The following is a 13,685-nucleotide window of genomic DNA, read 5'->3' as shown; positions in this document are numbered from 1 at the left end:
TCCCGCACCACCCCGGTCCACCGACGACAGGAGCTCAGCCATGCACCCCCTCGACCGCCGCAGGTTCCTCCAGCTGAGCGGGCTCACCCTCGGCGCGGTCGGGCTGTCCGCCTGCGCCGGCACCGGCTCCACGGCGTCCTCCGGATCGGAGGAGAGCGCCGGGCCGGTGGAGACGCTGACCATGTGGTCCAACCACCCCGGTGAGTCCAAGCCGGTGGAGACCCAGCTGCTGGAGGCCTACACCGCCCAGACCGGCACCGCCGTCAACCTGGTCACCGCCGGCAAGAGCTACGAGGAGATCGCGCAGCGGTTCAACGCGGCGCTGTCCGGCGGGGAGCTGCCCGACGTCGTGCTCGCCTCCGACGTCACCTGGTTCAACTTCGCCCTCACCGACGCCATCACCCCGATGAACGACCTGTGGTCGGCCGCCGGGCTGGACGTCGGCGGCTACGTGGACTCGCTGGTCTCGGACTACGAGTTCGAGGGACGCAACTACGCGCTGCCCTACGCCCGGTCGACGCCGCTGTTCTACTACGACAAGCCGATGTGGGCCGCCGCCGGGCTGCCCGACCGCGGCCCGGAGACCTGGGCGGAGTTCGCCGAGTGGGCACCCCGGCTGGCCGAGGCCAACCCGGGCATCGCACCCATGGCGCTGCCCGACGGCAGCAACTACCTCGACTGGCAGTTCCAGGGGATGATCTGGACCTTCGGCGGGGCCTACTCCGAGGAGTGGGAGCCGACGTTCACCTCCCCGGAGTCCCTCGAGGCGGGCCGCTACCTGCAGGACCGGTACCGCGCCGGTCACATCGCCATCTCCAACGACCCGAACAGCCAGTTCAGCGCGGGGCAGGCCGCCTGCCTGCTGCAGTCCACCGGCTCGCTCGGCGGGCTGACCAAGACCGCGGGCTTCGAGTTCGGCACCGCCTTCCTGCCCGGCCCGCCCCCCGGCTGCCCGACCGGCGGTGCCGGCCTGGCGATCCCGCAGCGGATCTCCGACGAGCGCAAGACCAAGGCCATGGAGCTGATCGCCTTCCTCACCGACACGCAGAACACCGTCACCTTCACCCAGGCCACCGGGTACATGCCGGTGCGCAAGGACGCCATCGACACCCCCGAGACCCAGACGTACCTGGAGCAGAACCCGAACGCCCGCACCGCGCTGGAGCAGCTCGGCGCGAACACCCAGTCGCAGGACTACGCCCGGGTGTTCCTCCCCGGTGGCGGCGCCCGCATCGGTGCCGGCCTGGACCGGGTCACCACCGGCGGCGAGGACGTGGAGACGGTGTTCACCGCGCTGGGCGAGGAGAGCCGGACGGTCTTCGAGCGCGACATCGAGCCGCTGCTGTGACCGGGCACGGCACGCGGGAGGGGGGCCGGGCATGGCCTCGGTGACCTTCGAGCAGGTGACCCGGTCGTTCGCGCCCGGTGACCGGCCGGCCGTCGACGGGCTGGACCTGCAGGTTCACGACGGGGAGTTCCTCGTGGTCGTGGGCCCCTCGGGGTGCGGCAAGTCGACCAGCCTGCGGATGCTGGCCGGACTGGAGCCGGTCACCTCCGGGCGGGTGCTCATCGACGGCGTCGACGTCACCGGACGGCGGGCGCGGGACCGCGACGTCGCCATGGTGTTCCAGAGCTACGCGCTGTACCCCAACATGACCGCCGGGGAGAACATGGCGTTCGCGCTGCGCAACCTCGGCGTCCCCAAGGACGAGATCGTCACCCGGGTGGCCGAGGCGGCCCGCGTCCTGCAGCTCGGGGACCTGCTGGACCGCAAGCCCGCCAAGATGTCCGGCGGGCAGCGGCAGCGGGTGGCGATGGGGCGGGCCATCGTGCGCGACCCCAAGGTCTTCTGCATGGACGAGCCGCTGTCCAACCTGGACGCCAAGCTGCGGGTGTCCACCCGCGCGGAGATCGCCGGCCTGCAGGAGCGGCTGGGCACCACGACGGTCTACGTCACCCACGACCAGACCGAGGCCATGACCATGGGCGACCGGGTCGTCGTGCTCCGGGACGGGCGGCTGCAGCAGGTGGGCTCCCCGACCGAGCTCTACGAGCGGCCGGTCAACACCTTCGTCGCCGCCTTCATCGGCTCGCCGTCGATCAACCTCGTCGACGGGGTGCCGGTCCGGGACGGCCGGGCGGTGCTCACCGGGTCGCTGCAGGTGCCGCTCCCGGCCGCCGGCGCGGGGCACACACAGGTCACCGTGGGCATCCGCCCCGAGGGCGTCGACGTGGTCGGCCGCAGCGCCGCCGACACCGCCGGCCGGACCGACCGGCTGCTGGTGCGGGTGGCCCGCGTGGAGCGGCTGGGCTCGGAGGTCTTCGCCTACGTCGACCCGGTCGGCCTGGTGCCGGACGGCGCCGTGCGCGCCGACCACCTCGTCGTCCGGCTGGACAAGCGCCAGGACCTGCAGGAGGGGTCCGAGCTTGCCCTGTGCGTCCACCTCGACGAGGTGCTGGCCTTCGACGCCGAGGGGCTCGCGCTGCTCCGGTGAGGGGAGCTGGCGGCCCGGGCCCCGCCGCCGTGCGACCCCAAGGGCCGCGGTGACATGCTCGCGGCCATGCTCGCCGTCTTCGTCTCAGCCCCCGCCCCCGAGGACCCGCTGTCCGTGCTGGAGGTCGGTGAGCGCCCTGACCCGGAGGTGCCCGACGGCTGGACGACGGTGCAGGTCAAGGCCGCCTCGCTCAACCACCACGACCTGTTCAGCCTGCGCGGCGTCGGCCTGCCGGCCGAGCGGATGCCGATGGTGCTGGGCACCGACGCCGCGGGCCTGGACGAGGACGGCAACGAGGTCGTCGTGCACGGCGTGGTCGCCAGCCCCGGCTGGACCGGCGACGAGACGCTGGACCCCAAGCGCTCGCTGTTCTCCGAGCTGCACCAGGGCACGATGGCCGAGCGGGTCGCCGTCCCCCGGCGCAACCTGGTGCCGAAGCCCGGCGGGTTGACCTTCGCCGAGGCCGCCTGCCTGCCCACGGCGTGGCTGACCGCCTACCGGATGCTGTTCGTCAAGTCCGGGCTGCGGCCGGGCGCGACGGTGCTCGTGCAGGGCGCCAGCGGCGGCGTGGCCACCGCGCTGGTCGTGCTGGGGCGGGCGGCCGGGTTCCGGATGTGGGTGACCGGGCGCAGCGAGGAGAAGCGGCAGGCGGCCCTCGGCCTCGGCGCGGACCAGGCGTTCGAGACCGGCGCGCGGCTGCCCGAGCGGGTGGACGGCGTCATGGAGACCGTGGGCGAGGCCACCTGGAGCCACAGCGTGAAGTCACTGCGGCCCGGCGGGGTCATCGTCACCTCGGGTGCGACCACCGGCTTCAACCCCGGCGCCGAGCTCAACCGGGTCTTCTTCACCCAGTTGTCGGTGATCGGCTCGACGATGGGCACCCGCGAGGAGCTGGAGTCCCTGGTGCGGATGTGCGCGGTGACCGGCGTCCGCCCGGTCATCGACGTGGAGCTGCCGCTCGCGCAGGCCGCCGAGGGCTTCGCGCGGATGCACGAGGGACGCACCGCGGGCAAGATCGTCTTCACCCTCTGAGCCCGGTGGCCGCCGGACCCCTGTCCGGCGGCCGGCCGTGGGCCCTAGCGTGCGCGCATGCCGCTGCACCCCCAGGCCGAGGCCTTCCTGTCGATGGTCGCCGACGCTCCCCCGCTGGACACCTGCACAGTCGAGGAGAACCGGGCCCAGCTGCTCGGCGTGATCCCGCTGACGGGTGACCGGTCCGAGCTGGCCGAGGTGCGCGATACCACCCTGCCGGGTCCGGGCGGGGACGTGCCGGTGCGGCTGTACCGGCCGTCGGCGGACGGCGACCTGCCGGTGCTCGCGTACTTCCACGGCGGCGGGTGGGTGCTCTGCGACCTGGACACCCACGACACCACCTGCCGCGACCTCGCCCGGTACTCCGGGGCGGCGGTCGTCGCCGTCGACTACCGGCGAGCCCCGGAGGCGCCGTTCCCGGCGGCGTTCGAGGACTGCCTGGCCGTCACCCGGGCGCTCCTGGACGGCAGCGCCGGCCTCGGCACCGACCCGGACCGGGTCGCGGTGGGCGGCGACAGCGCCGGGGGGAACCTGGCCGCCGGGGTGGCGCAGGCGCTGCGCGGGCACACCCCGTCCCTGGTGCACCAGGTGCTGGTCTACCCGCTGACCGACGCCGACGGCGTGGGCCGCACCGCCAGCTACGCCGCGTACGGCGAGGGCCACTTCCTCACCGAGCGGGACATCGGGTACTTCCTGCAGGCCTACGCGGGCGACACCGACCGCGCCGACCCGCGGCTGTCACCGGCGCGGGCCGCCGACCTCTCCGGGCTGCCGCCGGCGACGGTGGTCACCGCCGAGTGCGACCCGCTGTGCGACGAGGGCGCCGCGTACGCCGCGGCGCTCACCGCGGCGGGGGTGCCGGCGCAGTACACCTGTTTCGCCGGCCAGGTGCACCCGTTCGTGCTGCTCGGCGGGCTGGTCGACGCCGCCCACGACGCGCGCCGGCTGATCGGCGCCCGGCTGGCCGAGGCCTTCGCCGCGGCCGCCACTCCCCCGGTCGGGGGCGCGGCCTGACGGCGACCGGGGACGGCACGGTCCTGGCGCTGGGCGGCGTCGACCCGCGGCTGGTGCTCGGCCACCTGGCCGCGCTGCGCGGCGACCCGACGGTGCGCCTGGCGCCCGGCGCCTTCACCCGCGCGACGCTGACCCCGGACGGGCCCGGCGTGCTGCGGGCGACCTGGGACGCCGACCACACCGGGGTGGCCGTGCGCACCACCGGCGACGGGGCGGGCTGGCTGCTCGAGCGGGCGCCCCGGCTGCTCGGGCTCGAGGACGACCCGGCCGGCTTCGCCCCCGCGTCCGGGCCGCTGCGCGAGCTGTGGCGGCGGCACCCCGGCGCCCGGGTCGGGGCGACCGGCACGGTGTGGCACGACCTGGCCTGGACGGTCGTCCAGCAGCGGGTGACCCGCCAGGACGCCGCCGCCCAGTGGGCCCGGCTCGTGACGGCCTTCGGCGACCCGGCGCCCGGTGCGCCGGAGCTGCGGCTGCCGCCCGCGCCGGAGACGCTGGCCCGGCTGTCCTACGTCGACCTGCACCGGGTGGGCCTGGAGCGCCGGCGGGCCGAGCACCTGGTCGGGGCAGCCCGGGTCGCCGCCCGGCTGGCCGCACTCGCCGACGCATCGCCGGACACCGCCCTGCCCGCGCTCAGCTCGCTGCGGGGCGTCGGGCCGTGGACGGCGGGGTGCCTGCGGGCCTGGACCTGGGGCGACCCGGACACCGTCATCCCCGGCGACGACGGCATCCCCTCGATGGTGGCCTGGGTGCTGGCCGGGGAGGCGCGGGCCGACGACGCCCGCATGCTCGCGCTGCTGGAGCCCCACCGGCCGCACCGCTACCGGGTGCTCACGCTGGTCGTCGCCGGCGGGCAGCGGCCGCCCCGGCGCGCGCCGCGGGGTGGCCGGCACGACATCCGCCGTCACTGACCGCTCGTCAAAGCAGGTTGACAGATCCCCGCGCGTCAACCACAGTTGACGGCATGGCAGACGCGGCACAGGTGGCCTCCGCGGCAAGCAGCCGGGACCCGGCGGTCGGGCTGCGGGCGGTCCGCGCCCTGCGCGACCTGGTCGAGCGGCTGGAGGCCCTGCAGGTGGACAACGCCCGCGGACAGGGCTGGACGTGGGAGCAGGTCGCCCAGCACCTGGGCGTCACCCGGCAGGCGGTGCACAAGAAGTACGCGGGCGGCCGACGGCTGCTCCGACGGGAGGGATGAGGCGTGTTCGAACGGTTCACGGCCGAGGCCCGGCAGGTCGTCGTCCTGGCGCAGGAGGAGGCCCGCTCGCTGCGGCACGCCTCCATCGGCACCGAGCACCTGCTGCTGGCGCTGCTCGGGCAGGACACCCCCGCGGCCGCCGCGCTGCGCCGGCACGGGCTGACCCGCGAGGAGGTGGCGGCCGCCGTGCAGGCACACGTGGGCGGGGGCGACCTGGACGCCGACGCGCTGCGGACCCTGGGCATCGACCTGGACGCCGTCCGCGGTGCGGTGGAGGCGACCTTCGGGCCCGGTGCCCTGGAGGCCCGGCCCGCGGGCGGACGACGCCGGGCGAGCCCCTCCCACGTGCCGTTCACCCCGCGGGCGAAGACGGTGCTGGAGCTCTCGCTGCGCGAGGCGCTGGCGCTGAAGCACAACCGGATCACCGACACGCACGTGCTGCTGGGGCTGCTCCGCGAGGGCCGGGGGCTGGCCGCGCAGGTGCTGCACGAGCGCGGCGTGGACGTCGCCGCCCTGCGGCGGGACCTCGTGGCGGCACTGGCCGCGTGACGGAGGACCCCCCTGCCCCCACCACTGGCCCGCTCGTGGCGGGCCCCTGCAGGGCGGCCGCGCGCCGGCTACGGCGTGGTGCGGGCGGCGATCGCCTCGGCGATCGCCGGCTGGTCCTTGTGCGGCAGTACGGACAGCGCCGGGCGCAGCTCGGGCAGCCGGTCGCGCTCGGTGAGCATCGCCCGGAAGGCCAGGCCGATGCTCACCCCGTGGTCGGGCCGGGAGACGACGGTGAGGGCGTCGCCGGCACCGACGTCGCCGGGGCGGAGCACCCGCAGGTAGGCGCCCGGCGCGCCGTGCTCGGTGAACCGCCGGACCAGCCGGGGCACGCCCCAGTACGCCTGGAACTTCGCGCACGGGGTGCGCGGGGCGGTCACCTCGAGGAGCGCGGTGCCGACCTCCCACCGCTCACCGAGCAGCGCAGCGGTCAGGTCGATGCCCGCCGTCCGCAGGTTCTCCCCGAACCGCCCGGCCGGCAGCTCACGGTCAAGCTCGGCCTCCCACCAGGCGGCGTCCTCGGCGGCGTAGGCGTAGACCGCCTGGCCCTCCCCGCCGTGGTGCTTGCGGTTGGCCTGGGTGTCGCCGTCCAAGCCCAGCGGGCGGACGGCGACCCGCCCGGGCACCGGTCGCTTGTCGATGGCGCTGCGCGTGGGGCCCCGGCCGGGGATCTCCAGCACCCCGGCGGCGGCCACGCACACGGCCTCGACGCGGGCGCTCACTTGGCCTTGGCGGTGGACTCGTTGGTGGACAGCGCGGCGACGAAGGCCTCCTGCGGGACCTCGACCCGACCGACCATCTTCATCCGCTTCTTGCCCTCCTTCTGCTTCTCCAGCAGCTTGCGCTTGCGGGTGATGTCACCGCCGTAGCACTTGGCGAGCACGTCCTTGCGGATGGCGCGCACCGTCTCCCGCGCGATGACCCGGGAGCCGACGGCGGCCTGGATGGGCACCTCGAACTGCTGGCGCGGGATGAGCTCGCGCAGCTTGCCGGCCATCATCACGCCGTAGCTGTAGGCCTTGTCCTTGTGCACGATCGCGCTGAAGGCGTCGACGGCCTCACCCTGCAGCAGGATGTCCACCTTGACCAGCTGCGACTCCTGCTCCCCGGCCTCGCTGTAGTCCAGGCTGGCGTAGCCGCGGGTGCGCGACTTCAGGGCGTCGAAGAAGTCGAAGATGATCTCGCCGAGCGGCAGCGTGTAGCGCAGCTCGACCCGGGACTCGCTGAGGTAGTCCATGCCGCCGAGCTGGCCGCGCCGGCTCTGGCACAGCTCCATGATCGCGCCGGTGTAGTCGCTGGGCGCGATGATGGTGGCGTTGACGATCGGCTCGTGGACCCGGTCGATCTTGCCCGCCGGCCAGTCGCTGGGGTTGGTGACGGTGTGCTCGGTGCCGTCCTCCATGACCACCCGGTAGACCACGTTGGGCGCGGTGGAGATCAGGCTGATGCCCGCCTCGCGCTCCAGCCGCTCGCGGACGATCTCCAGGTGCAGCAGGCCGAGGAAGCCGACCCGGAAGCCGAAGCCCAGCGCCGCCGACGTCTCCGGCTCGTAGGTCAGCGCGGCGTCGTTGAGCAGCAGCTTGTCCAGCGCCTCGCGCAGCAGCGGGTACTCGCTGCCGTCGATCGGGTAGAGGCCGGAGTAGACCATCGGCCTGGGGTCGCGGTAGCCGCCGATGGACTCCGCGGCCGGCTTGTGCTGCAGCGTGACGGTGTCGCCGACGCGGGACTGGCGGACGTCCTTCACGCCGGTGATGAAGTAGCCGACCTCGCCGACGCCCAGGCTCGCCACCGGCTTGGGCTCCGGGGAGATGACGCCGATCTCGAGCAGCTCGTGGGTCGCGCCGGTCGACATCATCCTGATCCGGTCGCGGGCGGAGATGCGGCCGTCGACGACGCGGACGTAGGTGATGACGCCGCGGTAGATGTCGTAGACGGAGTCGAAGATCATCGCCCGGGCGGGGTCGTCGGCCCGGCCCGTGGGCGCCGGGATCTCCTCCACGATCCGGTCGAGCAGCTCGGGCACGCCGACGCCGGTCTTGCCGCTGACCCGCAGCACGTCGTCGGGGTCGCAGCCGATGATGTGCGCGATCTCCTCGGCGTACCGCTCCGGCTGGGCGGCCGGCAGGTCGATCTTGTTGAGGACCGGGATGATCGTGAGGTCGTTCTCCAGCGCCAGGTACAGGTTGGCCAGCGTCTGGGCCTCGATGCCCTGGGCGGCGTCGACGAGCAGGACCGCACCCTCGCAGGCGGCCAGCGACCGGGACACCTCGTAGGTGAAGTCGACGTGCCCGGGGGTGTCGATCATGTCGAGGACGTGCTCGGTGCCGGCGTGCGCACCCGACCGCGGGGTCCAGGGCAGCCGCACGTTCTGCGCCTTGATGGTGATGCCGCGCTCGCGCTCGATGTCCATGCGGTCGAGGTACTGGGCGCGCATGTGCCGGCCCTCGACCAGTCCGGTGACCTCGAGCATCCGGTCGGCCAGCGTCGACTTGCCGTGGTCGATGTGGGCGATGATGCAGAAGTTCCGGATGAGGGCCGGATCGGTGGGGGCAGCAGTCGTCACAGTGCGGCCATCGTCCCACGGCCCGCCGCGTCCCGGCGCGCACCGCCGTCGCGCGCCCCCGCCCACCCGCGGGCACCCGCCCGGTGGGTCGCCGGTGGCGGCGCTGGTAACCTGGCAGGCCGGTCCGCCGACGCACGCCGTCCGGACGCACTGTCAGACCCCCTCCCTGCGAGACACCCGAGGCTCACGCGTGGCGAACATCAAGTCCCAGATCAAGCGGAACAAGACCAACGAGAAGGCGCGCCAGCGCAACGTCGCGGTCAAGTCCGCGCTGAAGACGGCCGTCCGCCGCTTCCGCAGCGCCGCCGACGCCGGGGACGCCGCCGCCGCGACGACCGCGCTGCAGACGGCCAGCAAGGCGCTGGACAAGGCCGCCAGCAAGGGCGTCATCCACAAGAACCAGGCCGCGAACCGCAAGTCGGGCATGGCCAAGCGGCTGGCCGACGTCGCCGGCTGACCTGCCGGCCGCGTCCACGCGGTCCCCGACGAGCCCCCCTCCCGCACCGGGACGGGGGCTCGTCGCGTCCCCGGACCCGGTCACGTCCCACGCCCGGCTCAGGGGCGGGCGCCGCGCCCGGTCTCCCGGCGGATGGCGACGATCCGCCGGACGGCGCGCTCCAGCGCGTAGTCGGCGCTGGCGGCCGCGCCCTTGACGTCGGCGTTGAGCTCGGCGGCCACGCCGATCGCCTGCTGCAGCCCCTCGATGCTCCACCCCCGGGCCTGCGCCTGGGCCTTCTTCACCTTCCACGGCGGCATCCTCAGCGTGCGGGCGAGGTCCCCGGGGTTGCTGCTCCGGACCGAGGAGACCCGGGCCGCCGTCCGCACCCCGTCGGCGATCGCGTCGGCGATCAGCACGTGGGCCACACCGCGCTGCAGCGCCCAGCGCAGCAGCTCCAGGGACCCCTGCCGGTCCCCGACCAGCACCCGCTCGGCGACGCTGAAGCCCGTGACCTCGGCCTGGCCGCGGTGGAACCGGGCGACCGCGTCGGCGTCCACCGTGCCGCCGAAGTCCGACACCAGCTGGGTGGCGGCCGAGGACAGCTGACGCAGGTCGGCGCCGACCGCCTCGACCAGGGCCGCGGCCGCGTCCGCGGTGATCCGGCCGCCGGCCGAGCGGACCTCGTTGCGCACGAACGCGATCCGGTCGCCCACCGAGGTGACCCGCGGGCAGTCGTCGACGGCCGCGCCCGCCGCCACGAACGCCTTGACCAGGGCCTCGTTGCGCTTCCCGCCGGAGTGGACGACGACGAGCGTGAGGTCCGGGTCGGGGTCCCGGGCGTAGCCGGTGAGCGCCTCGACGAGCGCACCGGCGGCCTCCTGCACCCCGGTCACCACGACCACCCGGTGGCCGCCGAACAGCGAGGGCGCCAGGACGTCGGCGAGCTGGCCGACCGGCAGCCCCTGGGCGGCGAGCTCGTGCAGCTCGGCGTCGGGGTGGCGCTCGAGCACGGCGGCGCGCACGGCGGACACCGCGCGGGCGCGCAGCAGCTCCTCCTCGCCGACCACCGCGCGCAGGCGGGAGGTCGGTGCGGGAGGTGCTGCGGACGGGGCTGCGGCCACCCCGGGATGGTGCCACGCGGGACCGACGGTCCCGCCGGCCCGCACGGAGCACCGCCGCTGGCGCGGGTGTGCCGGCGGCGCCCGCGGCCGCAGCGTCCCCGTCGGGGCCGCGGACGGCGACGCCCCACGCCCCGGCGTCCCCCGCGACGGCGAGGTCGCCCTCGGTGTCGGTGCGGTGCACCCGGGTGCCGTCGGCGGCCAGCCAGGACAGCACCCGCGCCGTGGGGTGGCCGTAGGAGTTGCCCCGCCCGGCCGAGATGAGCGCCACCCGGGCGCCGGTGGCGGCGAAGAAGCCGCGGTCGGCGTCGGCGCTGCCGTGGTGCGGCACCTTGACCACGTCGGCCCGCAGGTCCACCCCGCGCGCGACGATCCGGGCCTCCGCCGCGCCACTGAGGTCACCGGTCAACAGCACCCGGACGCCGCGCTGGGTGACGCGGACGACCAGCGACAGGTCGTTGGCCGGCAGCGCGGCCGTGGCGGTCTCCGGGGCCGGGGCGAGCACCTCGACCGTCGCGCTGCCCACGGTCCGGCGCTCCCCCGGCACGAGCACGGCCCGCTGCGCCCCGGCCCGGCGGACCGCGTCCTCCAGCCGGGCGAGCCGGTCCTCGGCCGGGGAGAGGGTGCCGGTGGCGACCACCCCGACGTCCCGGCCGGACAGCGCCCCGGCCAGGCCGCCGACGTGATCGGCGTCGAGGTGGGTGAGCAGCACCAGCGGCAGCGTGTCGATGCCCAGCCGGTCCAGGCAGCGGTCGACCGGGCCGACCTCCGGGCCGGCGTCCACCAGCAGCCCCTCCCCCGGCGCCGTCGGCAGGACCAGCGCGTCCCCCTGCCCGACGTCGCAGGCGACCACCACGGTGTCCGGCGGCGGCCAGCCCCGCGTCACCTGCCGCAGCGGCCAGCCGAGCACCACGACGCCGACCAGGGCGGCCACCGCCGGCGGCCGGGCGCGGGGGAACCGCCAGAGCAGCCAGCCGGCCGCCGCGACCAGCACGGTCAGCAGCACCGCGCCGCGGACCCCGGCCGGCCAGCCGGTGGCCCCGTCGGGCAGCGCGGCCGCGCCCTGCGCCACCACGACCAGCCAGCGCACCGGCCAGCCGGCCAGCCACACCAGGGCCTGGCCCAGCGGGGGTGCCACCGGCACGGCCAGCGTGGCGAGCAGCCCCAGCACGGTGGCCGGCGCCACGGCGGGCGCGGCCAGCAGGTTCGCCGGCAGCGACACCGGGCTGACCAGCCCGGAGAGCCCGGCGACGAGCGGTGCGGTGGCCAGGCCGGCGGCCGCGGCGACGGCGACGGCATCGGCCAGCAGCAGCGGCCAGCCGCGGCGACGCAGCCGCCGGGACCAGCCCGGCGCCAGCAGCACGATGGCGGCGGTGGCGGCGACGGAGAGCGCGAAGCCGGCGTCGCGCGCCAGGCGCGGGTCGGCGAGCAGCAGGACGACCACGGCCGCGGCCAGGGCCGGCACCGCGGCCCGCGACCGGCCGGTGGCCAGTGCCAGCAGCGTGACCGCAGCCATGGCCGCCGCCCGCACCACGCTGGCGGTGGGCCGGGCCAGCACCACGAAGCCGGCCAGCGCCACGACCGCGACCAGCGCCTGCACCCGCCGGTCGACCGCCCGGCGGCGCAGCGGCGCGAGGACGCCGGCCAGCAGGATCGCCACGTTGGCCCCGGAGACGGCCGTCAGGTGGGCCAGCCCGGCGCGGCGGAAGTCCTCGACGAGCACCGGGTCGGCGGCCGTGGTGTCTCCGACGACCAGGCCGGGCAGCAGGCCCCCGGCCCGCGGCCCGAGCACCCCGACGGCGGTCTCCCGCAGCCCGTCCCGCAGACCGCCCGCGGCCCGCTGGCCCCACGGCGGCTCGCCCAGCAGCACCGGCGGCGCCCGCGCCGACAGCCGGGCCGCCAGGCCCTCCGCCGCGGACGCCGGGGAGACCGCGGCCCGGACGCGCACCGACTGGCCCGGCAGCAGCCCGCGCCACTCATCGGCGGGGCCGAAGAGGACGACGGCGTCGTCCAGCCGGGTGCGCACCGGGCCGTCGTGCAGCACGCGGACGGTGGCCTCGACGACGACCCGCGGCTGGCCCGCCCCGCGGACCGCGGTCGGGTCGCCGTTCAGCTCCAGGACTAGGTCGACGGTCCGCCGTCCCTCGGCGGCGTCGGCCAGCGGCGAGGCTGCTCGCGCGGTCTCCCGCACCGCGGTGCAGGTGGCAGTGACCGCCAGGGCGGCCAGGACGCCCAGCAGCACGACCGACCGGCCCGACCGGTACCGCCGGGCGACGAGCACCGCGGTGAGCACCGCGGCCGGGACCGCGCCGGCGAGGACGGGGACCGGCAGCAGCGGGGCCAGCAGGGTGCCCGCCCACACGGTCGCGGCGGCCGGGACGAGCCGGAGGTCCAGCCAGCTCCACCGCGCCGCCGCGGTCACACGGTCACCAGCTCGGCCAGCTCGGCGTAGGTGGTCGGGCCGATGCCGGGCACGTCCTCCAGCTGCTCGACGGTGCGGAACGGCCCGCTGCGCTCGCGGTGCTCGACGATCCGCTGGGCGAGCACCGGGCCGATGCCGGGCAGGGCGTCGAGGTCGGCCGCGCCGGCGGCGTTGAGGTCCACCAGGCCGGCCGCGGTGGACGCCCCGCCGGGAGCAGCACCGGCGGACGCGCCGGGGACGCCGACCGCGACCTGCTGGCCGTCGGCGACGACCGCCGCGAGGTTGACCGAGGCGGGGTCGGCGTCGGGCAGCAAGCCGCCGGCGGCCGCGACGGCGTCGGCCACCCGGGCGCCCTCGGGCAGCGTGACCAGGCCCGGCCGGGTCACCCGGCCGACGACCGAGACGACGACCGTCGGCTCGGTGTCGGCCGCGACACCGACCGCCGGCGCCGGGACGGGGTCGTCGGTGTCCGGGGGTGCTGCCGCGACCTCCTCCGCCGGGGACGACGGCGCGGGCGGGGCGGGCTGCACCTGCGGGCGGCCCAGCCAGGTGCCCCCGACGACCAGCGCCGCGGCGACCGTGCCGGCCACCCACAGCGACCAGACGGCGCGGCGGTCCGGTGCCAGGCGGACGGCGCTGCCCGGGGCGCGGTGCCGGCCGATGCCGCGGGGGAGCTCGTCGTCCGGGGGTTCCGGCGCCGGCTCCAGCGGCTGCTCGGGCGGCTGCGCGTCGTCGGTCGGCACCCAGCCCGGTGGGCGGCTCTCGTGCAGCAGGGCCCGCAGCCGGTCGCGGATCAGGTCGGCGTCGTCACCGCGGCGGGGAGGGAGTCGCACCGGCGGGACGCTAGGCAGCGGGAGCCGG

General features: G+C 76.1%; 12 protein-coding genes and 1 pseudogene. 8 read left to right on the top strand and 5 right to left on the bottom strand.

What is annotated here, in order from left to right; genetic code table 11:
* Nucleotides 1-40 precede the first annotated feature (40 nt).
* The 7 genes from RTG05_RS06900 to RTG05_RS06870 all read left to right on the top strand — a co-directional run bounded on the left by RTG05_RS06900 (nucleotide 41) and on the right by RTG05_RS06870 (nucleotide 6,285).
* Nucleotides 41-1,348, top strand: a complete 1,308-nt coding sequence (locus tag RTG05_RS06900; protein ID WP_166528019.1) for an ABC transporter substrate-binding protein — start codon at nucleotides 41-43, stop codon at nucleotides 1,346-1,348.
* 31 nt (nucleotides 1,349-1,379) lie between these two features.
* On the top strand, nucleotides 1,380-2,495 hold the full coding sequence (locus RTG05_RS06895) for an ABC transporter ATP-binding protein (protein ID WP_166528018.1): 1,116 nt from the start codon (nucleotides 1,380-1,382) through the stop codon (nucleotides 2,493-2,495).
* 66 nt (nucleotides 2,496-2,561) lie between these two features.
* Complete coding sequence (locus RTG05_RS06890) at nucleotides 2,562-3,527, top strand: zinc-binding dehydrogenase (RefSeq protein ID WP_166528017.1); 966 nt, start codon at nucleotides 2,562-2,564, stop codon at nucleotides 3,525-3,527.
* A 57-nt stretch (nucleotides 3,528-3,584) separates the two neighbouring features.
* Entirely contained in the window at nucleotides 3,585-4,541 is a 957-nt protein-coding gene (locus RTG05_RS06885) for an alpha/beta hydrolase (protein ID WP_166528016.1), read from the top strand.
* Between the two features lie 53 nt (nucleotides 4,542-4,594).
* Nucleotides 4,595-5,449, top strand: coding sequence for a DNA-3-methyladenine glycosylase family protein (locus RTG05_RS06880; protein ID WP_166528015.1), 855 nt, complete (start codon nucleotides 4,595-4,597; stop codon nucleotides 5,447-5,449).
* A 53-nt stretch (nucleotides 5,450-5,502) separates the two neighbouring features.
* Nucleotides 5,503-5,736 carry an RNA polymerase subunit sigma-70 gene (locus RTG05_RS06875; protein WP_166528014.1) on the top strand — a complete coding sequence of 78 codons (234 nt, stop codon included), beginning with the start codon at nucleotides 5,503-5,505 and terminating at the stop codon, nucleotides 5,734-5,736.
* 3 nt (nucleotides 5,737-5,739) lie between these two features.
* Nucleotides 5,740-6,285, top strand: coding sequence for a Clp protease N-terminal domain-containing protein (locus RTG05_RS06870; protein WP_166528013.1), 546 nt, complete (start codon nucleotides 5,740-5,742; stop codon nucleotides 6,283-6,285).
* Nucleotides 6,286-6,353: 68 nt separating this feature from the next.
* On the opposite strand, the gene RTG05_RS06865 is transcribed toward RTG05_RS06870, so the two are convergent.
* Nucleotides 6,354-7,004, bottom strand: a complete 651-nt coding sequence (locus RTG05_RS06865) for an MOSC domain-containing protein (RefSeq protein ID WP_166528012.1) — start codon at nucleotides 7,002-7,004, stop codon at nucleotides 6,354-6,356.
* Entirely contained in the window at nucleotides 7,001-8,845 is a 1,845-nt protein-coding gene (gene lepA / locus RTG05_RS06860; RefSeq protein WP_166528011.1) for a translation elongation factor 4, read from the bottom strand. The genes RTG05_RS06865 and lepA overlap by 4 nt, the downstream gene beginning before the upstream one ends.
* Nucleotides 8,846-9,035: 190 nt before the next feature.
* Here lepA and rpsT point away from each other — a divergent pair, with 190 nt between their 5' ends.
* Nucleotides 9,036-9,302 carry a 30S ribosomal protein S20 gene (gene rpsT / locus RTG05_RS06855; protein ID WP_166528010.1) on the top strand — a complete coding sequence of 89 codons (267 nt, stop codon included), beginning with the start codon at nucleotides 9,036-9,038 and terminating at the stop codon, nucleotides 9,300-9,302.
* Between the two features lie 98 nt (nucleotides 9,303-9,400).
* Here rpsT and holA read toward each other — a convergent pair whose 3' ends face one another.
* From holA to RTG05_RS06840, 3 genes and pseudogenes are all read right to left on the bottom strand, one after another.
* Nucleotides 9,401-10,405 carry a DNA polymerase III subunit delta gene (holA, locus tag RTG05_RS06850; RefSeq protein WP_315912397.1) on the bottom strand — a complete coding sequence of 335 codons (1,005 nt, stop codon included), beginning with the start codon at nucleotides 10,403-10,405 and terminating at the stop codon, nucleotides 9,401-9,403.
* A gap of 358 nt (nucleotides 10,406-10,763) precedes the next feature.
* Nucleotides 10,764-12,125, bottom strand: a pseudogene (locus RTG05_RS06845) (ComEC/Rec2 family competence protein); the annotation flags it as partial.
* A gap of 695 nt (nucleotides 12,126-12,820) precedes the next feature.
* Nucleotides 12,821-13,657: a ComEA family DNA-binding protein gene (locus RTG05_RS06840; protein ID WP_166528009.1), complete on the bottom strand. Its 837-nt coding sequence runs from the start codon at nucleotides 13,655-13,657 to the stop codon at nucleotides 12,821-12,823.
* Between the last annotated feature and the right edge of the window lie 28 nt (nucleotides 13,658-13,685).

It is taken from the genome of Geodermatophilus sp. DSM 44513 (assembly GCF_032460525.1).
GTDB lineage: Bacteria > Actinomycetota > Actinomycetes > Mycobacteriales > Geodermatophilaceae > Geodermatophilus.
The sequence above is the reverse complement of the archived record's forward strand: the minus strand, read 5'-3'. Positions and strand labels throughout refer to the sequence as shown.